Origin of the sequence: Halalkalibacter alkaliphilus (assembly GCF_023555415.1) — a bacterium.
Taxonomy (GTDB): Bacteria; Bacillota; Bacilli; order Bacillales; family Bacillaceae_D; genus Halalkalibacter; species Halalkalibacter alkaliphilus.
Genome location: NZ_JAKRYL010000031.1, coordinates 1 through 24,734 on the forward strand (window position 1 = coordinate 1; position 24,734 = coordinate 24,734).

26 protein-coding genes and 1 pseudogene are annotated in these 24,734 nt (G+C 37.9%); 20 read left to right on the top strand and 7 right to left on the bottom strand.

Annotation, left to right across the window (positions count from 1 at the left end; genetic code table 11):
- Nucleotides 1-1,050 precede the first annotated feature (1,050 nt).
- A complete protein-coding gene (locus MF646_RS20565) occupies nt 1,051-1,989 on the bottom strand; it encodes a DMT family transporter (RefSeq protein ID WP_250098378.1) in 939 nt (312 codons plus the stop codon).
- A gap of 118 nt (nt 1,990-2,107) precedes the next feature.
- Here MF646_RS20565 and MF646_RS20570 point away from each other — a divergent pair, with 118 nt between their 5' ends.
- The 13 genes from MF646_RS20570 to katX all read left to right on the top strand — a co-directional run bounded on the left by MF646_RS20570 (nt 2,108) and on the right by katX (nt 13,883).
- The gene (locus MF646_RS20570) at nt 2,108-3,004 is read left to right on the top strand and encodes an AraC family transcriptional regulator (protein ID WP_250098379.1); all 897 of its coding nucleotides are present in this window, start codon (nt 2,108-2,110) and stop codon (nt 3,002-3,004) included.
- A gap of 150 nt (nt 3,005-3,154) precedes the next feature.
- A complete protein-coding gene (fabI, locus tag MF646_RS20575; protein WP_250098380.1) occupies nt 3,155-3,934 on the top strand; it encodes an enoyl-ACP reductase FabI in 780 nt (259 codons plus the stop codon).
- A gap of 613 nt (nt 3,935-4,547) precedes the next feature.
- A complete protein-coding gene (locus MF646_RS20580; RefSeq protein WP_250098381.1) occupies nt 4,548-6,092 on the top strand; it encodes a sodium:solute symporter family protein in 1,545 nt (514 codons plus the stop codon).
- A 2-nt stretch (nt 6,093-6,094) separates the two neighbouring features.
- Nucleotides 6,095-6,337, top strand: coding sequence for a hypothetical protein (locus tag MF646_RS20585; RefSeq protein WP_250098382.1), 243 nt, complete (start codon nt 6,095-6,097; stop codon nt 6,335-6,337).
- Nucleotides 6,338-6,492: 155 nt separating this feature from the next.
- Nucleotides 6,493-6,795: an urease subunit gamma gene (locus MF646_RS20590; RefSeq protein ID WP_250098383.1), complete on the top strand. Its 303-nt coding sequence runs from the start codon at nt 6,493-6,495 to the stop codon at nt 6,793-6,795.
- A 15-nt stretch (nt 6,796-6,810) separates the two neighbouring features.
- Nucleotides 6,811-7,134 carry an urease subunit beta gene (locus MF646_RS20595; protein WP_250098384.1) on the top strand — a complete coding sequence of 108 codons (324 nt, stop codon included), beginning with the start codon at nt 6,811-6,813 and terminating at the stop codon, nt 7,132-7,134.
- Nucleotides 7,131-8,840 carry an urease subunit alpha gene (gene ureC, locus MF646_RS20600; protein ID WP_250098385.1) on the top strand — a complete coding sequence of 570 codons (1,710 nt, stop codon included), beginning with the start codon at nt 7,131-7,133 and terminating at the stop codon, nt 8,838-8,840. The genes MF646_RS20595 and ureC overlap by 4 nt, the downstream gene beginning before the upstream one ends.
- 13 nt (nt 8,841-8,853) lie before the next feature.
- A complete protein-coding gene (gene ureE, locus MF646_RS20605) occupies nt 8,854-9,300 on the top strand; it encodes an urease accessory protein UreE (protein ID WP_250098386.1) in 447 nt (148 codons plus the stop codon).
- Nucleotides 9,293-9,976: an urease accessory protein UreF gene (locus tag MF646_RS20610; protein ID WP_250098387.1), complete on the top strand. Its 684-nt coding sequence runs from the start codon at nt 9,293-9,295 to the stop codon at nt 9,974-9,976. Before ureE ends, MF646_RS20610 begins: the two co-directional genes overlap by 8 nt.
- 25 nt (nt 9,977-10,001) lie before the next feature.
- Nucleotides 10,002-10,616 carry an urease accessory protein UreG gene (gene ureG / locus MF646_RS20615; protein ID WP_250098388.1) on the top strand — a complete coding sequence of 205 codons (615 nt, stop codon included), beginning with the start codon at nt 10,002-10,004 and terminating at the stop codon, nt 10,614-10,616.
- Nucleotides 10,613-11,434, top strand: coding sequence for an urease accessory protein UreD (locus tag MF646_RS20620; RefSeq protein ID WP_250098389.1), 822 nt, complete (start codon nt 10,613-10,615; stop codon nt 11,432-11,434). The genes ureG and MF646_RS20620 overlap by 4 nt, the downstream gene beginning before the upstream one ends.
- 162 nt (nt 11,435-11,596) lie before the next feature.
- Nucleotides 11,597-12,178, top strand: a complete 582-nt coding sequence (locus MF646_RS20625) for a class D sortase (protein ID WP_250098390.1) — start codon at nt 11,597-11,599, stop codon at nt 12,176-12,178.
- Between the two features lie 106 nt (nt 12,179-12,284).
- The gene (gene katX / locus MF646_RS20630) at nt 12,285-13,883 is read left to right on the top strand and encodes a catalase KatX (protein WP_250098391.1); all 1,599 of its coding nucleotides are present in this window, start codon (nt 12,285-12,287) and stop codon (nt 13,881-13,883) included.
- A 124-nt stretch (nt 13,884-14,007) separates the two neighbouring features.
- Here katX and MF646_RS20635 read toward each other — a convergent pair whose 3' ends face one another.
- The 4 genes and pseudogenes from MF646_RS20635 to MF646_RS20650 form a co-directional block, all read right to left on the bottom strand.
- Entirely contained in the window at nt 14,008-15,177 is a 1,170-nt protein-coding gene (locus MF646_RS20635) for an MFS transporter (RefSeq protein ID WP_250098392.1), read from the bottom strand.
- A 348-nt stretch (nt 15,178-15,525) separates the two neighbouring features.
- Nucleotides 15,526-16,011 carry a cyclic pyranopterin monophosphate synthase MoaC gene (moaC, locus tag MF646_RS20640; protein ID WP_250098415.1) on the bottom strand — a complete coding sequence of 162 codons (486 nt, stop codon included), beginning with the start codon at nt 16,009-16,011 and terminating at the stop codon, nt 15,526-15,528.
- A gap of 141 nt (nt 16,012-16,152) precedes the next feature.
- A pseudogene (locus MF646_RS20645) lies at nt 16,153-16,596 on the bottom strand (molybdenum cofactor guanylyltransferase); the annotation flags it as partial.
- Entirely contained in the window at nt 16,593-17,087 is a 495-nt protein-coding gene (locus MF646_RS20650; protein WP_250098393.1) for a MogA/MoaB family molybdenum cofactor biosynthesis protein, read from the bottom strand. The pseudogene MF646_RS20645 and the gene MF646_RS20650, both read right to left, overlap by 4 nt.
- 124 nt (nt 17,088-17,211) lie before the next feature.
- Between MF646_RS20650 and moaA the strand changes: the two genes are divergently transcribed.
- From moaA to moaD, 5 genes are all read left to right on the top strand, one after another.
- On the top strand, nt 17,212-18,228 hold the full coding sequence (gene moaA, locus MF646_RS20655; protein WP_275980393.1) for a GTP 3',8-cyclase MoaA: 1,017 nt from the start codon (nt 17,212-17,214) through the stop codon (nt 18,226-18,228).
- Nucleotides 18,229-18,457: 229 nt separating this feature from the next.
- Complete coding sequence (locus MF646_RS20660; protein WP_250098394.1) at nt 18,458-19,738, top strand: molybdopterin molybdotransferase MoeA; 1,281 nt, start codon at nt 18,458-18,460, stop codon at nt 19,736-19,738.
- Nucleotides 19,702-20,235: a molybdopterin-guanine dinucleotide biosynthesis protein B gene (gene mobB / locus MF646_RS20665; protein ID WP_250098395.1), complete on the top strand. Its 534-nt coding sequence runs from the start codon at nt 19,702-19,704 to the stop codon at nt 20,233-20,235. The genes MF646_RS20660 and mobB overlap by 37 nt, the downstream gene beginning before the upstream one ends.
- Entirely contained in the window at nt 20,219-20,692 is a 474-nt protein-coding gene (locus tag MF646_RS20670) for a molybdenum cofactor biosynthesis protein MoaE (RefSeq protein ID WP_250098396.1), read from the top strand. Before mobB ends, MF646_RS20670 begins: the two co-directional genes overlap by 17 nt.
- Nucleotides 20,685-20,918, top strand: a complete 234-nt coding sequence (moaD, locus tag MF646_RS20675; protein WP_250098397.1) for a molybdopterin converting factor subunit 1 — start codon at nt 20,685-20,687, stop codon at nt 20,916-20,918. Before MF646_RS20670 ends, moaD begins: the two co-directional genes overlap by 8 nt.
- 570 nt (nt 20,919-21,488) lie before the next feature.
- Here moaD and MF646_RS20680 read toward each other — a convergent pair.
- Both MF646_RS20680 and fdhD read right to left on the bottom strand, forming a co-directional pair.
- Nucleotides 21,489-21,719, bottom strand: coding sequence for a group-specific protein (locus tag MF646_RS20680; protein WP_250098398.1), 231 nt, complete (start codon nt 21,717-21,719; stop codon nt 21,489-21,491).
- 21 nt (nt 21,720-21,740) lie between these two features.
- Nucleotides 21,741-22,538 carry a formate dehydrogenase accessory sulfurtransferase FdhD gene (gene fdhD / locus MF646_RS20685; protein ID WP_250098399.1) on the bottom strand — a complete coding sequence of 266 codons (798 nt, stop codon included), beginning with the start codon at nt 22,536-22,538 and terminating at the stop codon, nt 21,741-21,743.
- 369 nt (nt 22,539-22,907) lie between these two features.
- On the opposite strand from fdhD, the gene MF646_RS20690 reads away from it, so the two are divergent.
- Both MF646_RS20690 and MF646_RS20695 read left to right on the top strand, forming a co-directional pair.
- Nucleotides 22,908-24,164 (top strand): L-lactate MFS transporter, encoded by a 1,257-nt coding sequence (locus MF646_RS20690; protein WP_250098400.1) that lies wholly within the window; start codon nt 22,908-22,910, stop codon nt 24,162-24,164.
- A 67-nt stretch (nt 24,165-24,231) separates the two neighbouring features.
- Entirely contained in the window at nt 24,232-24,597 is a 366-nt protein-coding gene (locus MF646_RS20695; RefSeq protein WP_250098401.1) for a Na-translocating system protein MpsC family protein, read from the top strand.
- The last annotated feature ends 137 nt before the right edge of the window (nt 24,598-24,734 follow it).

A 24,734-nucleotide genomic window follows, 5' to 3' on the forward strand; every position in this document is an offset into this window, starting at 1 on the left:
TGTCGCCATTTAAATACTTAAAAGTCATAAAAAAAGGAGATAAACAAAGATTAGTCTTGATGCTATACGCTTTCAATAAATTTGTTTACGTTTTCTTGGTTGAATTTGGTTTTTGAAGAAAATATTAAAACGTTGCATAATTGATTTACACTTAGTCAAGAAAGAAGGAATTCAGATGAAATTCTTATCTAAATTTTTAGACGCCCTTGTTAAATCTCAAGAAAGAACTGCCAAGAAAATTATCAAATCTGGTTTATATTATTAATAATAAAACCTCTTTTGCTTTTGCGTAACGGGTTCGCTTGAGAGGGAGAAAACAAGTAAATCACATAGCTTTTAGAGATGTAATTAGCGCGCTAATTGGTATCTCTTTTTTTTCGTTGTTATACCAAAGTTTAGAAGCAAAAGATGCTATTTTAACAGCTACTATAGCACTCCTTTATCATGCGAAAACGCAAACGTACAATATATTTTGTACGCCTAGTAAAAGGCGTGTTAAAACATTTAAGCTAAGAGTATGTGAAGGAATACACTTAAACTAATTGTTCAATAGTTCTAGGTATGGAGAGAGGCAATAAGCGGAATTTTTCCTGTTAGAATGTTGACTAGAGACGGTTCGGGGTATATAAGCGGAGGTTTTCCGAATAAGCAATGCGAAATTACCCATTTTCACTTTTTTTCGAGTCAATAGTCGGAATCTTTCCGTCTAATTAAGCTATTTTCAGTGCTACTTCCTAATTCAAGAGAAATTTCTCCGCTTATTTATCAAATTGCTTTGCGTCAGCGTCTAATGAACTTGTACAATCGGGTAGCGTTAGATGAATAAGGCGAGGTTTATAGACCAAAAAGGATCAGATTTTAAAATCTGATCTTTTTGTTTTGTTATTTGTCATGTTGAATTGTATTTTCTCCCTCAAAGGTTTATGGAACTTTTTTAGTTAAAAATGAAGGAATTGAATTAACGACAACAAATGTAAATGAACTTCTAGAATTTATAAATACTTTACCTGATATTGAGGATGAAGAATAAGTATGCCCCTTTCGAAGAAACTAGCTGATTTTGAGGGGCTTTTTATTTTGTTTGCTATTCTTTAAAGAAGAATCATTATTCAAAGCCAATACAAAGATCATTAAAATGATACAAGTTGTACCAAACCATTGAAAAGTTCCAAAGGGTTCATTTAACCAAAAGACAGTGGTAAAAACAGCAGCTAATGGCTCAGTACTTCCTAGAAGGCTGGATTCTTTCGCTGCTAGACTTTGCAAACTTTCTATATAAAACCAAAATGCAATCATTGTACCAAAAATGATAACGAATACTAAATATAAATAAGCTTCTACTGTTAAGGATGTAACGTCCATTTGCCAAGGTGGATGAACAAAACTTAGCGCAAAACTACCGATAATCATAGCCCACCCAACAATGACAAGGGAATCGTATTGTTTCAATAAAGGAATGGCATATAAGGTATAAAATGCTAGAGCTACTCCAGATAAAACACCCCAAATGATTGCTGGTGTTGGTACGGATAATTGAGTGATTGAGCCGTTTGTTAATAAGAAAAAGCACCCAACTAAAGCGAGCGAAACAGTCAACAAATCTCTTCGTGTTAAAACAGCTTGTTTGCGGAAAATCAAGTAAACGATAATCATAACAGGTGCTAAGTATTGTAATAACGTTGCAACAGCTGCGTTACCATGTTTAATGGAAGCCATATATGTGTATTGAACTGCAAGCATACCGAGTAACCCGAAGATTATTAATTGAATAGCTATCCTTCTAGTTTTCCAAACACCGATTATTTGGGAACGGTCTTTTCGAAAAAATTGAACTGTTAAAAGTAAAAAACCAGCTATGAGTAACCTGGTCGTCACAAGCCAATCTACATCAATTTCAAACTCTTGAAATAGCTTTTTTGAAACCGTGCCACCAATCCCCCAAAATAAAGCTCCTGTTATAACAAGAATGATTCCCTTTTGTCTACTCATAATGGATTCTCCACCTTAAATATAAAAATAGTGTTACAATATTTCATATGATAAATGAATAATGCATTAATTAATACAAAAATGGAATAAAAAAATATAACTATATTGAGGTGGTAATATGCAAATAAAAGATTTTATGATTGATCAAAATCTAAAAGAATTAACAGAACACCGTACAGTTGTGTTACCGGTTGCATGTTACGAAACAACGATTAACCAAAATATAAATGGATATATACCACTACATTGGCATAATGAATTACAGTTTGTTCTAGTACGAAAAGGGGAAGCGTTTTTTCAAATAAATGAAGAGAAAATTACTGTTCGTGAAGGCGAGGGGCTATTTATAAATAGCAGCTGTCTTCACATGGCAAAAGAGAAGGGTGATTCAGGCTGTGTCTATATTTGTTTAAATGTTTCTCCAAGTTTCGTTTTATCACAAGAACTTTTTACTACGTTTGTACGCCCATATATTCAGGCGACTAATCTACCTTATTTACACTTGGTTCCAAAAGAGCTTTGGGCAAATAATATTTTGGACTCTATTATGAGAATCAATCAGTTGATAAAAGAAAATCCACCATACTACGAAATAGACATAAGCGTACACCTAACATTCATTTGGAAGAACCTAATTATTAATGGTGTCCAATTAGAGTACGAACAGAAGGAAGTGTTAAAGAATCAACGAATGAAGCAAATGTTAAATTGGATACACACACATTATGCTGAGAAAATTCTGTTAGACGATATAGCACGGGCTGGTGGATTAAGCCGTTCTGAATGCTGTCGATATTTCAAACGATTTTTAAAGAAAACAGCCATGCATTACGTAACTGATTATCGAATTCAAAAAAGCCTGCTTTTACTACAACAATCAGAATCCAATGTCACTGATGTTGCCTATCAAGTAGGGTTTAATAGCACAAGCTATTACATTGATAAATTCCGAAAGTCAATGAATATGACCCCATTAGCTTACAAAAAGTATAAAAAAAGTGACTTATCTTTGTGAGGAATTACATTAAACTAACTCGGGCGTTTCTGTAACAAGCGGAGACGTTTTTTTACGCTTAATAGGCAAATATGATACAATATAATTAGTACCTGGTACTAAGTTCAGGTATAAATATTAAGCCAACTTAAATGAATTTAGGAGGACAAAATGGAGGATTTACTTAAATTAAAGGGAAAGAATATTGTGATAATGGGGGTTGCTAATGAGCGGAGTCTGGCTTGGGGAGTGGCTAGTTCACTTTATAAAGCTGGTGCTAATCTTATTTTTACCTATCGTTTAGAACGTTCACTGGGAAAATTAAATAAGCTTTTAAATGATAATAACTATTCAGCTGAAATAATCGTGCAATGCGATGTTAATAATGATGAAAGTATTAAAGATGCATTTCAAGAGATCGGAAAAAAGGTAGGAACGATCCACGGAATTGTACACTCAGTTGCATTTGCACATTCTGAAGATTTAAAAGGGGACTTTATAAATACTTCAAGGTCTGGGTATGCTTTTGCTCAAGATACTAGCTCGTACTCTTTAATAGCTGTGGCAAGAGAAGCACAACCTTATATGACTGAAGGCGGCTCTATCGTGACAATGAGTTACCTTGGAGCTGAAAGAGTTGTCAATGGTTATAATGTTATGGGTGTAGCAAAAGCAGCTCTTGAATCTTCAGTAAAATATCTCTCATTAGACTTAGGAAAAGAGAATATTCGTGTTAATGCTATTTCTGCTGGGGCAATTCGAACACTTGCTGCTAAGGGAGTTGGTTCTTTTAATGAAATACTTCATAAAGTTGAAGAGTCTGCACCTTTAAAAAGAAATGTAACAAAAGAAGAGGTGGGCGATATGACAATCGCAATGCTTAGTAATCTATCTAGAGGAGTTACGGGTGAAATTATTTATGTAGATTCAGGCTATAATATAATCGGCTAGACTCCTTATCTACAATTGCAATGGGAATTAGAATGCACCTTTTATCATTGTACGTCGTTATGCTAGTTCATCTTACTTAACTATATAAAATGGAATTTGTATAGTTGAGTAAGTGTTCGGTTGCTTTATTAAACTAAATGTTTTATTAAAATAGTCTTCTAAACTAGCTAAGCAATAAGCGAATCTATTGTTTGTCCGCAGCGAATGGTAAATAGCGGTAAACAATAGGGATGCCTAATTGCTTATTTTTTTAGCCTATGGCTGCAGATTTGTATTGGGAAATAGGATAACGGTATATGATCTGCTCTTTAAATGTTTTAAAGTAAATGTCAGATTAGTTGTCAGAGAAAAATTTAACTTGTGCAATTTTTAAATAACAGAATGCACCTTTCCTTAATATTAAGTTTTTTGAATAAGCTGCAGAATGAAATTTCTGACTTTTGTAAATAGTATGTTAGGAAACCTGACAGGATGGCTGAAATGCGAAAGAAACACTCGTATACTAACCTCATTGAACAAATTAAATAATTTATTAGTTCTGAATTGGTTAAAAAGTACAAAAGTAACACTTTGCAACTAGTAAACTATTTAATAAAAGATGGGGGAGAGAAATATGTTAACAGCTAGTACTGGATATTTGATTTTGCTATTTTTTGGAGTGTTTTTTACGAGTCTTACTATTATTATGCAGCGTCGCAGAAAGACGGAGATGACAGCTGAACAATTTAGTACGGCGGGCAGAAGCGTTGGTGTCGGCTTGGCGAGTGCTTCGATCATTGCGGCTTGGACTTGGGCAGCTACTCTGATGATGTCTTCATCAACAGGTTTTCAATATGGAATAAGCGGACCTTATTGGTATGCTGCAGGTGCTTGTATTCAAGTATTATTGTTTGCGATTGTAGCGATTCATTTAAAAAGAAAAGCACCTAAGGCTCATACATTCTTGGAGTTCATTGGAAAACGTTTTGACAAAAAAAATCATAAACTTATGATGGTGTTTGCATTAATGACGAATATTATCGTCACAGCAATGGTTATCCTTGGTGGAGCGATTGCGTTAAACTCACTTACAGGTATGAATATTTATGTAGCGGCATTTTTAATTCCATTAACGTTTACGATTTATACGATGATTGGGGGTTTAAAAGCGTCATTCATCGCAGACTACTTAAACACTGTTATGATTTTTGTCATTCTTACTATTTTTGCAACCGTCGTATATATGAAATTTGGAGTGACAACGGTTTATGAAGGGTTACGTGCTTTACCTGAGTCTCAACAAATGTTAACAATGGCATCAATTCCGGGTTTACTGTTCGGAATGATCAACATTATCGGTAACTTTGGTACGGTATTCGTTGACCAGTCATACTGGCAGCGTGCGATTGCAAGTAAGGACAGTGCAGCGTCAAAGGCTTATATTTATGGTGGGATTGCTTGGTTCTCAATTCCATTTGCGATTGCTACATTTTTAGGAGTTACAGCTGCAGGTTTAGGATTAAATATTGGGGACCCAGACGCCTCAGCACCGCTAATGGCTGCTCACTTACTTGGTACAGTCGGATCCATTTTATTCTTAGTCATGTTATTTATGGCCGTGATGTCTACAGGGGCTGCAGAGCTTACAGCCATTACGAATATTATTGTTACAGATATTTACCGTAAATCGATCAATCCAACAGCGAGCAGTAAGCAAACGTTAAAAATATCACGTATCGTTACGCTAAGTTTCGGATTAGCGATGGGTGTTTTCTCAATTTTATTATTCAACATTGGAATTGGATTAGGATTTGTCTATATGGCTATGGGGATTTTTGTAAGTGGTGCAGTTATTCCACTGACGCTTGGCTTACTTTGGAAACGTGCAACGAATGAAGGGTGTTTCTACGGTGCGTTATTAGGGATGATTTCAGGGGTTACGGTTTGGTTAACTTATGCTTATGTTACGTACGGTTCCATTAGTGTTGAGTCTCTCGGTCAATTGCATTCAATGCTCTTTGGAAACATAACGGTCTTTTTAGTTAGTGGTTTGATCTCGGTAGGCCATGCTTTAATGTCGAAAGAAGAGTTTGATTTTGAAGCGATGAAAGATCAATTTAAAAGCTTTGATGAAGAGCAAGAAGAGCTTAAGACGGCTCAGGAAAGGAAGGTTGTATAACTATGCAGGATAAACAGTTGATAAAAGACGCAAAGATGTGTACACGCTGGGCTTTGGGGTTAACATTTGTATTTATCTTCGCATTCCCAGGAATTATGTTTATAACAGGGTATAGCTATAGCTTGCAGTTTTTTAAAGGGTGGACATATCTTGCTTTTGGCTGGTTAGTAACAGCAGGATTGTATATCTCGATCCGTCCATGGGTTGAGTATTTTAAAGAAAAGAAAGAATCAGAGCAAGCTTAACTTATCAGGAATTGAACAATTAATGAACAAAGTAGCTAAGTCTTAGTGAATCTTAGCTACTTTTCTATTAGTTATAGTATAATCATTGTCAAATAGTAGAATAATATAGCAATATTTGAAAAACTTCTACAATTGAGAAGAAAGGATGGTAGGGGATGAAACTAACGTCTCGAGAGATGGAGAAGCTGATGATCGTAGTCGCTGCTGATTTGGCACGTCGTCGTCAAAAAAGGGGATTGAAGCTGAACTACCCAGAAGCAACGGCTATTATTACATATGAAGTATTAGAGGGGGCAAGAGATGGACAAACCGTCGCTCAGTTAATGCAGTACGGGACCACTATTTTGACAAGAGAAGATGTCATGGAAGGTATTCCTGAAATGATTTCGGATATTCAAGTTGAGGCAACATTCCCTGATGGAACGAAGCTAGTTACTGTACATAATCCAATTCGATAATAGGAGGGGAGAAATATGATTCCAGGAGAGTACGTATTAAAGAAAGACCCCATTATTTGTAATGAACATAAAAAGTCAATGACGGTTAAGGTGTTAAACCAAGGAGATCGGCCTGTTCAAATTGGTTCACATTTTCACTTTTATGAGGTGAATAGTTTTTTAAAGTTTGATCGGGAAGAAACATTAGGAATGCATTTAAATATTCCAGCGGGTACAGCTGTCCGTTTTGAACCAGGTGATGAGAAGGAAGTTGAACTTGTTTCTTTCTCAGGGGAACAAAAGATATATGGCTTAAATAATCGAGTAAATGGATCAGTTATGAAGGAGGGGAATGAATGAGTTTCCACATGTCAAGAAAACAATATGCGGATATGTTTGGTCCGACAGTTGGAGATGCCATTCGTCTAGCTGATACGGAGTTATTCATAGAAATTGAAAAGGATTATACGACGTATGGGGATGAAGTGAAGTTCGGCGGAGGCAAGGTCATCCGTGATGGAATGGGACAGCACCCCCTTGCGACAAGGGATGAAAGTGTCGACCTAGTGTTAACGAATGCGACGATTGTTGACTATACGGGAATTTACAAAGCAGATATTGGAATTAAGGATGGTTTTATCGCTGCAATTGGAAAAGCAGGAAATCCATTACTCATGGATAATATTGATATTGTTGTAGGTGCTTCTACGGAGGTCATAGCCGCAGAGGGTCAAATTGTAACAGCCGGAGGAATAGACGCTCATGTACATTTTATATGTCCGCAACAAATTGATACGGCCCTTCAGTCAGGTCTGACAACGATGATTGGTGGAGGAACAGGTCCGGCAACAGGCTCGAAAGCAACAACTTGTACACCTGGGAAATGGAATATTCATCGAATGCTTGAGGCGGCAGAGGAATTCCCAATGAATTTAGGCTTCTTAGGGAAGGGAAATGCGTCTGGAAAGAAGGCGATCAGTGAACAGGTTGAAGCTGGAGCTGTCGGTTTGAAGCTTCACGAGGATTGGGGTACGACAGCAGCGGCAATTGATACATGCTTAACGGTAGCAGATGAGTATGATGTCCAAGTAGCGATTCATACAGACACACTAAATGAAGGTGGATTTGTCGAGGACACGTTAGCAGCCATTAATGGTCGTGTTATCCATACGTATCATACGGAAGGAGCAGGTGGAGGACACGCACCGGATATTATTAAAGCAGCTAGCTTTCCTAATATTTTACCTTCATCGACGAATCCAACTCGTCCATTTACCATTAACACATTGGAAGAACATTTAGATATGTTAATGGTTTGTCATCATTTAGATCCAAGTGTTCCGGAGGATATTGCTTTTGCAGATTCGCGAATTCGTAAAGAAACGATTGCTGCAGAGGATATTCTTCATGACTTAGGTGTGTTTAGTATGATCTCGTCAGATTCACAAGCGATGGGGCGTGTCGGCGAAGTAATCAGCCGTACTTGGCAGACAGCCGATAAAATGAAAAAACAACGTGGAAAGCTTGAGGGAGACGAAGGAGTAGGAGACAACAATCGAGTGAAACGCTATATTGCAAAATATACGATTAATCCTGCGATCGTACACGGAATCTCTGACTATGTTGGTTCAGTTGAAGTTGGCAAGTTTGCCGATTTAATCGTTTGGGATCCTGCGTTTTTCGGTGTGAAGCCAGATATTATTTTAAAAGGCGGAATCATCGCTCACAGTATTATGGGCGATCCAAACGCAAGTATTCCAACGCCGCAGCCAATCTTGTATCGTCCAATGTTTGGAACTAACGGAAAAGCCAAATACAAAGCAGCAATGACCTTTGTGTCAAAGGCGGCGTATGAAGCGGGAATTAAAAAAGAGCTTAGTCTGCAAAAAATCGTCAAGCCTATTTCTAACGTTCGTAACTTAACGAAAAAATCGATGGTGTTAAACGGAGAAACGCCAGAAATTGAGGTTGATCCGCAAACGTATGAAGTAAAAGTTGACGGCGAATTAATTACGTGTGAACCATCAAAAGAAGTTCCGATGGCACAGCGCTATTTCTTATTTTAAAGGTGGGGGAAATATGATTATTGAAAGTATTGTGGGAAATGTTGCAACAATGGAGAAGAGAGCTCCACATGTAGAGCGAGTGTATTTGGAAAGTGATGACCTAGTAAAAAGAATTCAAAGGGTTACAACCGATCACGGCAAAGAGATTGGCATTCGATTAAAAGAAAACCGTGAATTAATAGACGGTGATGTGTTGTATATGGATGAAAAAAACATGATTGTTGTCTCAGTCAAAGAAGATGATCTGTTAACGATAATGCCAACTTCGATTCAACAAATGGGGGAGATCGCTCACCAGCTTGGAAATCGTCACATGCCAGCTCAATTCGAAGGGGATGAAATGCTCGTCCAATACGACTACTTAGTTGAAGAGTTACTTCAGCAATTGTCGATCCCTCATAAACGAGAAAAGCGAAAGGTCAAACAGGCATTTCGTCATATTGGACATAGTCATGACTAAGCTGTTGCCACTTTTACAATTAAGTGATTCCAATTTTCCATCAGGAGCATTTTCACATTCCTTTGGATTAGAGACCTATATTCAAGGTCAGATAATTACAGATAAACAAAGCTTTAGTCAAGCAATATCTGTTTATATTCGCAAGCAGCTCACCTTTGTTGATGGTCTTGCTTGCAGACTTGCCTATGAGGCGCTCGAGCAAAAAGAATTGGACAAGTTTTTCGAGCTTGACCATCTATTATATGCTTCTAGTCTTGCAGAGGAAACAAGACTTGGAAACCAGAGGATAGGAGAAAGGATGGCAAAGCTGTGTTACGAACTCTATCCGTCATCCGCTCTTCAAAAATATTTGCAGCAGATGAAGGAAAAGAAGGCATATGGACATTCTGCTTTCGTATTTGCAGCAGTTGCCCATCATTTGGAAATACCAATAGATACAATTGTTAAAACGTATTTGTTTACGGCTGTTTCCTCATTAGTTCAAAATGCAGTTCGTGGCATTCCGCTTGGACAGACAGATGGTCAAAAGATTTTAGTAGAAATACAGCCTCTAATAGACAAGGCTGTAGTAAGAATTTTTACATTAGTAGAAGAGGATTTTGGTGCGATTAGTCCTGGGCTGGAAATTGCACAAATGCGGCATGAACGCTTACACGTACGCTTGTTTATGTCATAAAAAACTAACTAAGGAGAGGATACATATGGAACCAGTAAGAATTGGAGTTGGAGGTCCTGTTGGAGCAGGAAAAACAATGCTTGTAGAAAAGCTAACCCGTGCTTTGGAAAATGAATTAAGCATGGCAGTCGTAACAAATGATATTTACACAAAGGAAGACGCAAAATTTCTGATGAAAAACGGTGTATTGCCAGAAGATCGTGTTGTTGGGGTAGAAACAGGTGGGTGCCCACATACAGCGATCCGCGAAGATGCATCGATGAACTTTGCGGCCATTGATGAATTAAAAGAAAAGCACCCGGATCTAGAACTGATCTTTGTTGAAAGCGGCGGTGATAATCTAGCAGCTACGTTCAGTCCGGAATTAGTTGATTTTTCAATTTACATTATCGATGTTGCACAAGGAGAAAAGATTCCCCGAAAAGGCGGACAGGGTATGATTAAATCTGATTTATTTGTAATTAATAAAACAGATTTAGCTCCGTATGTAGGGGCAAGCTTGAAAGTTATGGAACAAGATACGATCGCAGCCCGTGGCAGTAAGCCGTTTGTTTTTACGAATTTAAAGGATGGAACAGGTTTAGACGAAGTTGTAGATTGGATTAAAAAGCAAGCTCTTCTTATTGGTCTGGAATCATGAGTTATACCGGATTACTAGAGCTGACAGCCCAAAAAAAAGCTCTACGAACAATCCTTTCTGACTGCTATTATGAAGGTGCCTTAAAGATTACACGTCCGGTTTACCTTGATATGAATTCACCGTCTGTTTACCTCATTCATGTAGGAGGAGGATATGTAGACGGGGATCGATATGTAACGAACATTTCTGTAGAAGAAGAAGCAGAACTAGCAGTTACAACTCAATCACACACAAAGGTGTATAAGACACCGAATGAACCAGTTGTTCAAGTAACGAATATTACATTAGGAAAAGGAAGTGTTCTTGAATACATGCCTGACCCGTTAATTGCTTACGAACAGGCACGGTTTATTCAGGAGACAACTGTCTATATTGATGACGATGCTAGTTTCTTTTACAGTGATATTATTACACCAGGATGGGCGAAAGATGGAAGCCTCTTTCGTTATGATTGGATTCGTTCTAAGTTGAAGGTCTATCACAAAGAAAAGCTTGTATTGTTTGATCATTTAATGTTGGAACCAGACGACGAAATGAACGGTTTGCTGCAAATGGACGGCTATACGCATGTTGGAATGTTTCTGATCTTACATCATGCTGTAGATAAAAGTTTTATTGATCGCTTATATGAACATCTGCAAGAAGATGATACCAATTTTGAACTATGCTTTGGATTGTCCGCTATTCCTGGGAATGGAGTAATAGTACGAATTCTTGCCCGGAGCACAGGTACCATTGAGAAAATGATTATTTCAGCACATACTTTTGCTAGAAAACAGTTATTGAATAAGGAATATGCTAACTGGCGGAAATATTAGTTTAATCTCTTTTGAGAGTAGAAAATTAATGGTTCTAGTTTAGAAAATAGGATACCTCTCTGACCAACAAGGCAGGGAGGATTTTTCTATTGAACTTGTCACTTAATTCTAGATATACTTTTTAATAATAGAGTTATTAAGAAATTAAGGGAGCGTCTTAATATGAAAGTAATCGCGCGTATCATTATCCTTCTAGGAATCGGATTTCTAGCATTCGGGGGATATGAATTATATCAAGGCTATACAAAGCAGAATGAGTCGATGGCAGAAGCAAAAAAAATTCTAGCAGAACCGAAGGAAGAAGTGAAGAGTGCAAGTGATATGAAGATTGAGGATGGGGATGTGATCGGAGCGTTGTACATTCCTCGCTTGGAAAAGGAGATCCCAATAATATCTGGTACAGATGAAGAGGAATTAAGCCGAGGAGTAGGACATTTTACGACTACCGCTTTTCCTGGTGAAAATGATCAAATTCTACTTTCTGGACATCGTGATACGGTATTTCGAGACTTCGGAAAACTAGAAAATGGTGATCAATTTGTCGTGAAAATGCCTTACGGTGAGTTTGTTTATGAAATGTATGAATCAGAAATTGTTGATGCAGATGATCGTACCGTTATACGATCAACAGCGCCTAATGAGATTCTCACATTGTCAACTTGCTATCCATTTAACTTTGTGGGCGCAGCACCAGATCGTTATATTATTTATGCAAAACCTATTAGTCAAAAAGAGCAAACGTGATCCTTCATTGGTTCATGTTTGCTCTTTTTAATGAATGTTCCATTTTTTGTTTTGGATAATTTCTAGATGGACATATTGGTATTGAACACTAAAAGGAGGGAATACGATGAAAGACGAAAACGAAGTTACAGGAACGAATGAAACCGAAGACACGTTGACAAATAGGCAGGGACATCCAGTTACGAACAATCAAAATGTTCGTACGGTAGGAAATCGTGGACCAACAACATTAGAAAATTATGATTTCTTAGAGAAGATTAGTCATTTTGATCGAGAACGTATTCCAGAGCGTGTTGTTCATGCTCGGGGTGCGGGGGCGCATGGATACTTTGAATCATATGGTATGGTTGGCGATGAGCCAGTTTCAAAATATACAAGAGCAAAGGTATTCCAAGAAAAAGGAAAGCAAACACCTGTATTTGTCCGCTTTTCTTCTGTTGTTCATGGTGGACATTCTCCTGAAACTTTGCGTGATCCAAGAGGATTTGCGGTAAAGTTTTATACAGAAGATGGAAACTGGGACTTAGTTGGTAATAACTTAAAGATCTTCTTTATTCGTGACCCTTTGAAGTTTCCAGATTTAGTACATGCATTTAAGCCAGATCCAGTAACGAATATTCAAGATGGAGAACGTATTTTCGATTTTGTCTCCAATACCCCTGAAGCTACTCATATGGTCACTTTCTTATTTTCTCCTTGGGGCATTCCTGCGAACTATCGTATGATGCAAGGATCTGGAGTGAATACATATAAATGGGTGAACAAAGAGGGAGAAGGATTCCTTGTAAAATACCATTGGGAGCCTAAGCAAGGTATTAAAAACTTAACGCAGGAAGAAGCAGACGAGATACAGTCCAAGAACTTTAACCATGCAACACAAGATTTATATGAAGCGATTGAAAATGGAAATTATCCTGAGTGGGAGCTTTTTGTCCAAATTTTAAGTGATGATGATCATCCTGAGCTTGATTATGATCCACTTGATCCTACGAAGCTTTGGTACAAAGATGATGTTCCTTGGCAGGCTGTAGGAAAGATGGTGCTTAATAAAAATCCAGAAAATTATTATGCAGAAGTAGAGCAAGCTGCATTTGGGACTGGTGTTCTTGTAGATGGGCTTGATTTCTCTGATGATAAACTTTTACAAGGAAGAACGTTCTCTTATTCGGATACTCAACGTTATCGTGTAGGAACAAACTATTTGCAACTCCCAATTAACTCACCGAAGAAGCATGTGGCGACAAATCAACGTGATGGTCAAATGGAATATAAAGTGGACCAAGGGAAAAATCAAAATCCTCACGTGAATTATGAACCTTCCACAATTGGTGGCTTAAAAGAAGCAGAAAATCCAGGGAGGGAACATACTCCTAATGTAGAAGGGGAATTAAAGCGGGAGACGATTGACCGTACGAATAATTTTGGTCAAGCTGGAGAGACGTACAGAAGACTCTCTGACTTTGAACGTGATGAGCTTATTAAAAACTTAGTGAATACATTAGCCCCATGTAGAAAGGAAATTCGTGATCAAATGATCGAGAATTTCACACAAGCTGATCCTGAGTATGGAAAGAGAGTCGCTGACGGGATTGAAGCGAAGATGAAAGAGATGGAATCAGCCGAGTCTGGTCCAATCGGCACAACAAAAACAGAAGAAGCCGTTCAAGATGCGCAAGATAAAAGCCATCCATCGGATCCTTATTAAGAAAAATAAAGAAAAAAGGGTCAGACCCCTCTTTAGTCTAGTAAAGAGGGGTCAGACCCCTCTTTAGTCTAGTAAAGAGGGGTCTGACCCTTTTATAATAGAAAAGGCCGCTGCACGTCTTTTCTTAAGTGCCTGGAACAGGATTGTTTGCCTTTGCTTTGTAAATTCGGTATAAAACAAAAGCGAAAATCGATAGTGCAATTCCTAGCAGATAAGGCAAGCCGATTGTTACGGTGAAGAGCCAGCCGCCAAGCGGTGGGCCGATAATTCGACCGAGAGAGTCAAATGAAGACAAGAGTCCTGTCGTACGACCATAGCCTGTTGGAGAGGCCTTTGTCAGTAAAGAGGAAACACTTGGACGTATTAAACCATTTCCTACACCAAACACGGTCAAATAAATAGCAGCAGTTAAAAAGCTATCAATGAATAAAATTAAACCGAAGCCGATTGCTGAAATGATAATTCCAATTTGTATAACCGATCCTTCTCCGTATTTTTTCGTTAGTCTTCCAACTAGGCCCCCTTGAACCAGTGCACCTGCTAACCCCATGATCATAAAGATATATCCTAACTCCACTGCACCTAAATTTGCTCTTTCATAAGCAAAGTAAGCAAAAGTTGCTTCAAGTCCAGCTAGTGACAAAGAGACAAACCATTGCAAAATAAACAGAATGGAAACCGGACCTTTCAAGGCTGCCCGTAATGGAGTCCTTTCACGTAATTGTTTGTTACGCTGTTCTGGTGTTAATGATTCTTTTAAAACAAAGAATACGAATAGAAACGTAATAATAGATAAAGAACCGGCTAAATAAAATGGCATACTTAAATTTGTTTGCGAGAAGACGCCACCGATGGCAGGTCCAAAAATAAATCCTAGACCGATAGAAGCACCTATGATCCCCATTCCTTTCCCGCGGTCTTCTTCTGATGTAATATCAGCAACATACGCCATCACTGTAGGCATATTAGCAGCAGAGAAGAAGCCTCCAATAATTCTTGCTGCAAAAAGCATCCAAAGAGTAGATGATACAGCTAATAAGAAGAAGGAAAGAGCCAGGCCAAAAATGCCGATCATGATCACTGGTTTTCGACCAATTTGATCGGAGACTCGTCCCCACATTGGGGCAAATAGAAGTTGCATAAATGAATAAACAGCCATTAACAAACCTAATTGTGTAGGAGTGGCTCCGATTTCCTCAGCATAGAAAGGCATAACAGGAATAATAATTCCAAAGCCAACCATGACAAGGAACATAACTGCAAATAGAACAGGTAAAGCTTTCTTTTTTTCCAAAATGTATGTTCACTCCAGTACTAGCTAGTTTTTTCTCAGCTCAGTATAAATAGTCTGTCGTACTAATATGTAAGGTGCTATAAAGGTCTATTATACAATGATTTTAATAGTTCTATCTAGTCGAACTTCGTTATAGTTTGAAGAGAGAACAAGCGCAGTCACCTTTGGATACTTGTGATGAGTATCACAGTATATAAAGGTTAGAAGTGGTACTCTTATTTTACTTTTATAATATAACATCACAGGTTTATCATCTGCATCTGTTTCTATATTAACAGAATATAGGATGAAGAAGAAAAGGGTCAGACCCCTCTTTAGTTTACTAAAGAGGGGTCTGACCCCCGGGAATTATTTCCCGGAGGTGTAATCACCGTTTTTCCCGCCTGTTTTGCTTAGGAGGAAGGTGTCTTTGATGATCATGCTTTTGTCTACTGCTTTACACATGTCGTAGAAAGTTAATGCTGCTGCAGATACAGCTGTTAATGCTTCCATTTCTACACCAGTATTACCTTTACAAGAGACTTCAGCTTGGATGATTAATTCATACCCATTTGTCGCCTCCTTGTATTCAAACTGGAAGTCAACTCCTGTAATTTGAATAGGGTGGCACATCGGGATAATATCAGGTGTTTTTTTTGCTGCCATAATTCCAGCAATTTGTGCAACTTGAAGAGGGTCTCCTTTTTTTATTTGCGAATTTTGAATAGCTTCATATAGCTCTTTTTTTAGAAGGATGGTGCTCTGTGCAACAGCGGTTCGTTTTGTTTGATCTTTTTGAGAAATATCAACCATCTTCGGACGGCCGTTCTCATTCCAATGTGAAAATTCACTCATATTATTGCTCTCCTTATCTGTTTCTATTTGCCATTCACTTTCATAGTTAATATTCGTAAATTCACGCTTTGTACTAGGGAAGTGTATATAGTTTACTTTTACTTTCTGTAGCAGTGGTTGCATACTTTTTCGGTTATTTTCAATTAACTCTTCTGCCAAGGGCAAACATCGACGATGATACATCGCAATCAGAGGCTGCTTCTTGTTCCCTGTAACTGGAACGATAGCATCATAGGATGAGCCGATTGCATAATTCAGTAATGTATCGATAATATCTTTAGAGATGAAAGGGATGTCTGCAGCTAGTACAACATACCAATCAACATCTTGAATGGACTGCATGGCAAAAGTCAACGCATATAATGGACCGTTATGCTGCTTTTTCTCAATAAGTAATGTAGCATTTACATCGAATTGTTCAGAAAGAGACGGATTTGTAATGATATAAACTGAATCAATGCCACTAGCTTTAAGTGCATTTGTACTATGAAGGTAAAAAGGAAGACCGTTATAACGTTCAAACATTTTCGGCTTTCCGTAACGTGAAGATTGTCCACCAGCCAGGACTACACCCGCTACCCTCATTTCTTTACCAATTCTTCAGCAAAATGAGGCATAGTCGGTAAAATTAATTTTTCCATAGCTAGTTTCACAGCGTTTGTCGACCCGGGCAAGGCATAAATGGCTGTAGATTGCTTACTTCCAGCAACAGCTCTACTAAATAAAGCTTTTGGCCCGATTTCTTCATAGCTTAACATTCGAAATAGCTCTCCGAACCCGTCCATCTGCTTATCTAATAATTGAGAGACGGCTTCATATGTAACATCTCGTGGAGAAAAACCAGTGCCGCCGTTTAGGATAATAGCTTGGATTTCTTTATTTTCCGTCCACGTTTGCACTACATCTTGGATGATATGGAGTTCATCTTTAACGATTTGATATTCAACAATTGTATGGTTTTCAGATTGTAAAAGTGAGTGAATGGTTTGGCCACTGCGGTCATCCTCTTTATTTCTCGTGTCTGAAATCGTTAAGATCGCAACATTTATACTTTTGGAAGTATTTATATTATGCATAGAAGTTATTCACCTTCCTTTTTTATGTTAGAATGATTTATTATACCTTAATTAATAGTAACAGTTTTTTAACAATCAACCAATAATTCGCCGAAATGGATGAGGAAGAAGAGGAGGAATAGACATGGAAATCAAGCACGTTAGCGATAAATACTTGCGACCATTACAAGATTTGCGCATATCAATTATGGACAAGTGTAATTTCCGCTGTTCCTACTGTATGCCGCAAGAAGTATTCGGCGAGGATTATGTATTTATGAGAGAAGAAGAACTGCTCTCCTTTGATGAAATTGAACGATTGGTTCGACAGTTTACCAAGTTAGGAGTTAAGAAAATTCGCTTAACAGGCGGAGAACCATTGCTTCGAAAAGATGTACCTGAATTAATTAAGAGACTATCTGTAATCAATGGGATTGAGGATATCGCTTTGACGACAAATGGAGTCCATTTAGTAAAACAGGCAAGATTACTTAAAGAAGCAGGGTTGATGCGTGTGAACGTCAGCTTAGATGCACTTACAACTGAAATTTTTCAAAAAATGAATGGTAGAAAAGTGACGTCAGCAGTCGTCTTAAAAGGCATTGATGCAGCATTAGAAGCAGGGCTTCAAGTGAAAATTAACATGGTAGTAAAAAAAGGCGTAAATGAAGGGGAAGTTGTTAGATTAGCTCGTTACTGTAAAGATAGAGATATTCCGTTACGCTTTATTGAATTTATGGATGTGGGTCAAACAAATGGCTGGGATTTCTCTCAAGTTGTAACGAAAAAGGAATTACTAGAAAAAGTTTCAACGATTGCTCCACTTGAAGAAGTGGAAAGAGACTATTTAGGTGAAGTCGCAACAAGGTACCGGTATAAAGGGACAGATACTGAGATTGGAATTATTTCATCTGTTTCAGATACTTTTTGTGGAAATTGTACACGTGCCAGAATTTCAGCTGATGGAAAGCTCTATACTTGTTTATTTGCTGAGAGTGGATATGACTTACGATCTCTTATTCGGACGGGTGTATCAGACAGAGAAATAGAGTCAAGAATTACAGAAATTTGGCAGTCTCGCACAGATAAATATTCAGAAGACCGGACGGAAGAAACGGTAAAAAACCGAAAGAAAATTGAAATGTCCTATATTGGTGGGTAGAATAGAATAGTGAAATGTCAGGAACTAGGTGGCAATGGCTCCGTTCGCTACTCGCCATTGAGAGAAGAAAACACTCCTCTCAAAGCTTTTAATGATATAGCGACTTCTCGCATGCTCGGGGTTATTCCAAAGGTTAAAATCATACCTTTTTGGGATAACCCCGTTTTTCAATGATGTTTAGTATGTTACAAATAGTATTTTCGAAATATTTAAAAACGGAGTGAGTGCTGTGGTAGAAAAGAGAAAGCCGATTCAAGTTGAAGAAGCAGTAAAAAGAGTAATGGAACAGGACGTGGCTCCGAAGTTTGAGACGGTTAACATAGAAGACAGTTATGGAAGGTTTTTGGCAGAAGATTTACTAGCGTCTCATGATGTACCAGCGTTCGATCGTTCTCCGTATGATGGCTTTGCTATTCGATCTGAAGATACGAACGAAGCAAATTCGAACAATCCAATTGAATTTGATGTTATTGGGGAAATTGGCGCAGGGTATGTCTTTGAAGGAGAAGTAAAACCACTTCAGGCTGTGAGAATTATGACAGGGGCTCCAATTCCAAATGGGTGCGATGCCGTAGTTATGCTTGAATTAACAAAAGAAGTTAGTGATAACAAAATACTAATCAAACGTTTGTTTAAAAAGGGAGATAATATCTCTTACCAAGGGGAAGACACAAAAGAGGGAACAGTGTTAGTAAAAAAGGGCACGCAAATTAATCCAGGTATAGTTGCTTTACTTGCAACGTTTGGTTACGATCAAGTTACTGTTGCAAAAAAGCCAGTTATCGGTGTAATCGCAACAGGAAGTGAGCTACTTAACGTTGATGAACCACTCGCACCAGGAAAAATTAGGAATTCAAATGCATATATGATTATGGCCCAAATTGAGAGAGCTGGTGGACAAGCAATTTATTTCGGGAAGTTAAACGATGATTTTGCGGCTTGTTTAACTGCAACGAAAGAAGCTCTGTCGGAAGTTGATATGTTAATTACAACAGGTGGTGTCTCTGTAGGAGATTATGACTATGTACCAGCAATTTTAAAAGAGTTAGGAGCTACCGTTCTCTTTAATAAAGTAGCGATGAGACCCGGAAGTGTAACAACCGTTGCAAGTGTTGATGGGAAAATGGTATATGGTTTATCTGGGAATCCGTCAGCTTGTTATGTTGGATTTGAGTTATTTGTCCGTCCGATGTTACGAAGAGCTTTATATAATACATATCCACATCTTCAAAAAGTGAAAGCTACGTTAGGAACTGATTTCCCAAAACCAAACCCTTTTATGAGGCTGGTTCGGGCAAAAATCGATTTTATTGAAGGGAAATTAGTTGCCTCTCCTTCTGGAGTTGATAAATCGGGAATTGTAAGCTCATTAGGCGGAGCTGATTGTCTGTTGCTTTTGCCTGGAGGAACAAGAGGATATGAAAAAGGGATGTCAGTTGATGTATTGTTACTTGAGGATCATCAAGGGAGTGAATGGCCTTGGAACAATATTGTCCCATCTTACAGGTAGTTGGCTATCAAAATAGTGGAAAAACAACTTTAATGGAAGCACTTATTAAAAGGTACAGTAGCGCGGGTTTACAGGTAGCAACCATTAAGCACCATGGTCATGCAAGTCCCCAAAAAAATGAGAGCGAGCTTAAGGATAGTGAACGTCATCAAGAGGCAGGAGCTGAAATTACCGCAGTTGAAGGAGGAGGCTCCTTGCAGATTCATATAAAGAATCAAACGTGGTCTCTAGAAAAAATGGTGAAATTATACGAAAGCTTTTCACCTGATATTATATTGGTAGAAGGGTTTAAAAAAGAGCACTATCCAAAAGTTGTGATCCTTCGTAGTGAAAAGGATATTGAATTGTTACAGGCAAGCAATATCGTCTGTGTGATTACGTGGGAGCCCCTACCAGATTACGAACAAACATTTCCAACCTTTCACGTGGATGATACGTCAAAATCTATCGAATATATATTACAGAAATTGAGTGATAAACATGAGTCAACTATTTGATATCAAAGATACGCCATTATCAATTGAAGAAGTAGTGGAAAAGGTGACTAGAAGAGAATGCGGTGCCATTGCAACGTTTATCGGAACAGTAAGAGAGTTAACACATGGAAAACGAACGTTAAAGTTAGAGTATCAAGCTTATAAACCTATGGCGATAAAAATGTTAGAACAAATTGGTCAAGAAGTTCGTGATAAGTGGCCAGGTTCAACGATTGCAATTACACATCGTGTAGGGACGTTGGATATATCTGAGATTGCTGTTATTATTGCTGTTTCCACCCCTCATCGTAAAGCAGCTTATGAAGCAAATGAATATGCGATGGAGCGAATCAAGCAAATTGTCCCAATATGGAAGAAAGAGTTTTGGGAAGATGGTACGAAATGGGTTGGCGATCAGCTTGAGAAGAACGCTTATCCAGAAGGGAAACCCAGTATTAAGGGGGAAGAAAATGATTAAAATTTTATTATTTGCTGAACTTCAAGAAGAAGCAGGTACAGATCAAGTCGAGGTTGATAAAGCAGGTGTAACGGTAAATGAAGTCAAGTCTTGGCTACAAAAACAGTACAATTTAACAACGCTTGAAAATACGATGATAGCGATAAACGAAAGCTACGCCGATGAAAATGAAGTAGTGAAAGATGGAGATGTGATTGCATTTATTCCTCCTGTAAGCGGAGGTTGAGTAATTGTGAAAACCCCCTGATCCATTAAGATAACGGGTTCGGTTGAGAGGGAGAAAATGCAATTCAACATGGCAAATAACCTATAAATTAACATAGGTTTTAGCGGAAAAACCAACAATACAAATAACAAAACAAAAGGAGCAGATTTTAGAATCTGATCCTTTTTGGTCTATAAACCTAGCCTTATTCATCTAACGCTACCGATTGTACAAGTTCGTTAGACGCTGACTCTAAAGTAATTTGATAAATAAGGGGAGAAATTTCTCTTAATTAGAAAGTAGCACTGAAAATAGCTGAAATAGACGGAAAGATTCCGACTATTGACTCAAAACGTGAAAATGGGTAATTTTGCATTGATTAATCGGAAAACCTCCGCTTATATACCCCGAACCGTCTCTAGTCTACAGTCTAACAGAAAAATTTCCGCTTATTGGCTCTCTCCATACCTAGTTAAAATAGCATCTTTTGCTTCTAAACATTGATATAACAACGAAAAAAGGAGATGCGAATTAGCGTGCTAATTACATCTCAAGCGAACCCCTGATCCATTAAGAGTCAGGGGTTTTTTCCTATGCTGTCAGTAAGTTAGCAATCGCTTCATTGCGAGTGAGCTGTTCTTCTTCGGAAGCCAGGTCGTATTTCTTTAACAAATGAAATAATTCGTTTAACTCAAGCTGAGTTGGGTTCGTAGCTAAGAACGTTTGACATTCTTCAAATAGCTCAGCAGGCAAAAAAGATTTTTGGGAATCTAATTTAGAAAGAACATCTTCTAAAGGGTGATCGAGTTTACAAGAGCTCATACAATCCCTCCTTCCTTTAGTTTACTTACTTTCAAGAACAATGCGTTTGGGATGTGAATAAATATTAAAGGATGATCCTCTAATAAATCCGACAGCTGTTATATTTAAGTCTTCTGCAAGCTGTATCGCTAAATCGGTAGGGGCTGACTTTGATAAGACGATCCCGACGCCAATTTTAGCGGCTTTTGTTAATATTTCTGATGAAATCCGACCACTAAATACAAGAATTTTGTCTCTGACAGAGATTCCGTTTAATAGTGAATAACCATAAAGCTTATCAAGTGCGTTATGTCTTCCGATGTCTGAGCGGCTAAGAATGAGCTCATGGGCCGTGCAGAGAGATGCATTATGAACCCCGCCTGTATTTTTAAATACAACACTAGTATCTTGCATTTTTTTCATTAGATCAATACACTGTTCAGCTGTAACCGTTGTTGATGTCATCGATGTTTTTGCTGTGCGCACGTCATTCTGAAAGTAAAATTGACGGCTTTTGCCGCAGCAGGATCCAATGAAACGTTTAGAAAAAAACTGCTGGTTCTTAATTTCAGTAGCATGTAATTGGACGTAGGCAAAGCCACGTTCTTGATCAATAGTCATTTCCTTTATTTCTTTTTTAAAGTGAATTATACCTTCAGATGCTAAGAAACCGATGACCAATTCTTCCAAATTGCTTGGGCTACAAACCATTGTAGCGAATTCTTCGTTATTTATATAAATAGTCAAAGGGAACTCGATTACGATATCATCTTCTACTCTAGAAAAAAGATGATGACTATACTTGGTAATGGATCTAGTTGAGCTAAGTGAATCAGTCAAGCAAATAACCCCCTTTGTATGTTAGAAAATAGTAACGTATCAAATATAAACACATTCTCTTAAAACTGACAAGACTTCGAATAGAAAATCAATCATATAATCTATAAATTTACAATATAAATATATTGAATTTTTTTTGAAAACAAGTTATGATTTAGTTGCATTCATAAATCTGTAACATTTAATGATCGAGATAGCGACCCTGTCTTCGGTATTAAGTGAGCAGTAGTTGTAAGCGATTACTATTGGTATAAAGTAGCGAAACCTGCTTGAGACTAATCGTCGTGCTTTTTTAAGGAATCTTTTTTTCCTTTAAGAGAGTTACGTCGATTTTTTTGTGTTTAGTTGGAAGGAAAAGGAGTGAATAAAATGGGAGAAACGAAGGGGAAATTGAAGAATCGTTGGTTAATTGCGCTAGCTGCCGTTGGAATCCATATTTCAATAGGGTCTGTTTATGCATGGAGTGTTTTTACTAACCCGATTAGAGAGCAACTTGGCTGGGATTTAAGTGCTGTTTCCTTAACATTTAGTATTGCAATTGTGTTTTTAGGTTTATCAGCAGCCTTTATGGGGCATTTTGTTGAAAAGTATGGCCCGAGAATGTCGGGGTTAGTGGCGGCAACATTTTTTGGTATTGGATTAGTTGGAGCAGGTTTTGCCATTAACATAGAGTCCATTGGGCTTTTATATTTCACATACGGAGCACTTGGTGGAATAGGTCTTGGTGTTGGTTATATTACACCTGTATCGACTCTTGTTAAATGGTTTCCAGATCGTCGTGGGTTAGCAACAGGGCTTGCGATTATGGGGTTTGGTTTTTCTGCTATGATAGCTAGTCCAATTATGGCAAGCTTAATTGGTTCAGTTGGAATTGCGAATACGTTTTTCACGTTAGGGATAATTTATTTTATTATTATGTTAGCATCGGCTCTTTACATTGAAAGACCGCCTGTTGGCTATATGGCAAATGTACAAAGTGACGGAAAGAAAATTAAATCTGATCTTTCGCAGTTAACAGCAAATGAAGCTGTGAAAACGAGAAGGTTTTGGTATTTATGGGTGATGTTATTTATTAACGTAACTTGCGGAATTGCCATATTATCTGTTGCCTCACCGATGGCTCAAGAAATAGCGGGTCTATCAGCAGCTGCAGCAGCAACAATGGTCGGTGTAATGGGGGTATTTAATGGTCTAGGGCGTATTGGTTGGGCATCTGTATCAGACTACTTAGGCCGTGCAAATGTCTATACAGCATTCTTTATCATCCAGATTGTAACGTTCTTTGCTCTACCTAGTATTACACATGCAATTTTATTCCAAGCAGTATTGTTCTTAATCCTTACTTGTTATGGTGGTGGATTTGCAGCAATTCCAGCCTATATTGGTGATTTGTTTGGGACAAAGCAGCTTGGTGCCATTCACGGTTATATTTTAACGGCTTGGGCATTAGCTGGACTGGTTGGACCAATCCTAGCATCCTGGATTCGTGAAACAACTGATAGTTATGCGGGTACTCTTTATATTTTCGGATTTATGTTTATTGCAGCATTGATTGTTTCTCTTGTGATCCGTATTGATATTAAACAATTAAAAGAAAAGAACGAAGTAAGGGATTTAGCTAGTTAACCTATTTGACATTTATAGTTACTCGAACTACTCTTTTAGTAAGTAAAAGAAAATGAGGGTACAGGAAATGAACAAATATGAAGCGGAATTTAGTAATTTAGTACGTTCCTTCCGAAAGAAGCATATGGGTAAAGGTCCAAGCAAAATAAGTACAACGTTTTGCAAAAAATGGGCAATATGTGAGATGGAAGGAAATCTTTCACCTGTTGAGAAGTTTATCGCAACAGCAGATGAAGGAAAGCAAATGCTGCGAGCTGCAAGAACAGAAATGGTTAAAGATATGTATCGCAAGAATCCGCCTGCTGAGATGGAAGAGTTCTTACAGTGTAACTTCTTAGACCTATATGTTGATATTGATATTGAAAAAGATTTTGGTATATCGATATTTGTATTTGATGAAGATATAGAAGAAAAATTTTCAAAAAAACTATAGATTTGGTTTGGTACTTAGTAGCGATCCTGCAGAAGACTTAACCACCGTCCATACCACTAAAAAATTGGGGTAGTACGGTGGTTTTTTTATTGAGATGGCCATAGAGATTAAGTAAATAGTATTTGGGGGAGTGAGTG

Bases quoted from the DNA above. Each gene is read 5' to 3' on its own strand.
- moaA (WP_275980393.1), top strand. From the start codon at position 17,212: ATGGAAATCAAGCACGTTAGCGATAAATACTTGCGACCATTACAAGAT.
- fabI (WP_250098380.1), top strand. From the start codon at position 3,155: ATGGAGGATTTACTTAAATTAAAGGGAAAGAATATTGTGATAATGGGG.
- MF646_RS20565 (WP_250098378.1), bottom strand. From the start codon at position 1,989: ATGAGTAGACAAAAGGGAATCATTCTTGTTATAACAGGAGCTTTATTT.
- MF646_RS20580 (WP_250098381.1), top strand. From the start codon at position 4,548: ATGTTAACAGCTAGTACTGGATATTTGATTTTGCTATTTTTTGGAGTG.
- katX (WP_250098391.1), top strand. From the start codon at position 12,285: ATGAAAGACGAAAACGAAGTTACAGGAACGAATGAAACCGAAGACACG.
- MF646_RS20680 (WP_250098398.1), bottom strand. From the start codon at position 21,719: ATGAGCTCTTGTAAACTCGATCACCCTTTAGAAGATGTTCTTTCTAAA.
- MF646_RS20570 (WP_250098379.1), top strand. From the start codon at position 2,108: ATGCAAATAAAAGATTTTATGATTGATCAAAATCTAAAAGAATTAACA.
- MF646_RS20610 (WP_250098387.1), top strand. From the start codon at position 9,293: ATGACTAAGCTGTTGCCACTTTTACAATTAAGTGATTCCAATTTTCCA.
- ureC (WP_250098385.1), top strand. From the start codon at position 7,131: ATGAGTTTCCACATGTCAAGAAAACAATATGCGGATATGTTTGGTCCG.
- ureG (WP_250098388.1), top strand. From the start codon at position 10,002: ATGGAACCAGTAAGAATTGGAGTTGGAGGTCCTGTTGGAGCAGGAAAA.
- MF646_RS20670 (WP_250098396.1), top strand. From the start codon at position 20,219: ATGAGTCAACTATTTGATATCAAAGATACGCCATTATCAATTGAAGAA.
- mobB (WP_250098395.1), top strand. From the start codon at position 19,702: ATGGCCTTGGAACAATATTGTCCCATCTTACAGGTAGTTGGCTATCAA.
- MF646_RS20595 (WP_250098384.1), top strand. From the start codon at position 6,811: ATGATTCCAGGAGAGTACGTATTAAAGAAAGACCCCATTATTTGTAAT.
- moaD (WP_250098397.1), top strand. From the start codon at position 20,685: ATGATTAAAATTTTATTATTTGCTGAACTTCAAGAAGAAGCAGGTACA.
- MF646_RS20625 (WP_250098390.1), top strand. From the start codon at position 11,597: ATGAAAGTAATCGCGCGTATCATTATCCTTCTAGGAATCGGATTTCTA.
- MF646_RS20620 (WP_250098389.1), top strand. From the start codon at position 10,613: ATGAGTTATACCGGATTACTAGAGCTGACAGCCCAAAAAAAAGCTCTA.
- MF646_RS20590 (WP_250098383.1), top strand. From the start codon at position 6,493: ATGAAACTAACGTCTCGAGAGATGGAGAAGCTGATGATCGTAGTCGCT.
- MF646_RS20650 (WP_250098393.1), bottom strand. From the start codon at position 17,087: ATGCATAATATAAATACTTCCAAAAGTATAAATGTTGCGATCTTAACG.
- MF646_RS20695 (WP_250098401.1), top strand. From the start codon at position 24,232: ATGAACAAATATGAAGCGGAATTTAGTAATTTAGTACGTTCCTTCCGA.
- MF646_RS20690 (WP_250098400.1), top strand. From the start codon at position 22,908: ATGGGAGAAACGAAGGGGAAATTGAAGAATCGTTGGTTAATTGCGCTA.
- moaC (WP_250098415.1), bottom strand. From the start codon at position 16,011: ATGAGTGAATTTTCACATTGGAATGAGAACGGCCGTCCGAAGATGGTT.
- MF646_RS20585 (WP_250098382.1), top strand. From the start codon at position 6,095: ATGCAGGATAAACAGTTGATAAAAGACGCAAAGATGTGTACACGCTGG.
- ureE (WP_250098386.1), top strand. From the start codon at position 8,854: ATGATTATTGAAAGTATTGTGGGAAATGTTGCAACAATGGAGAAGAGA.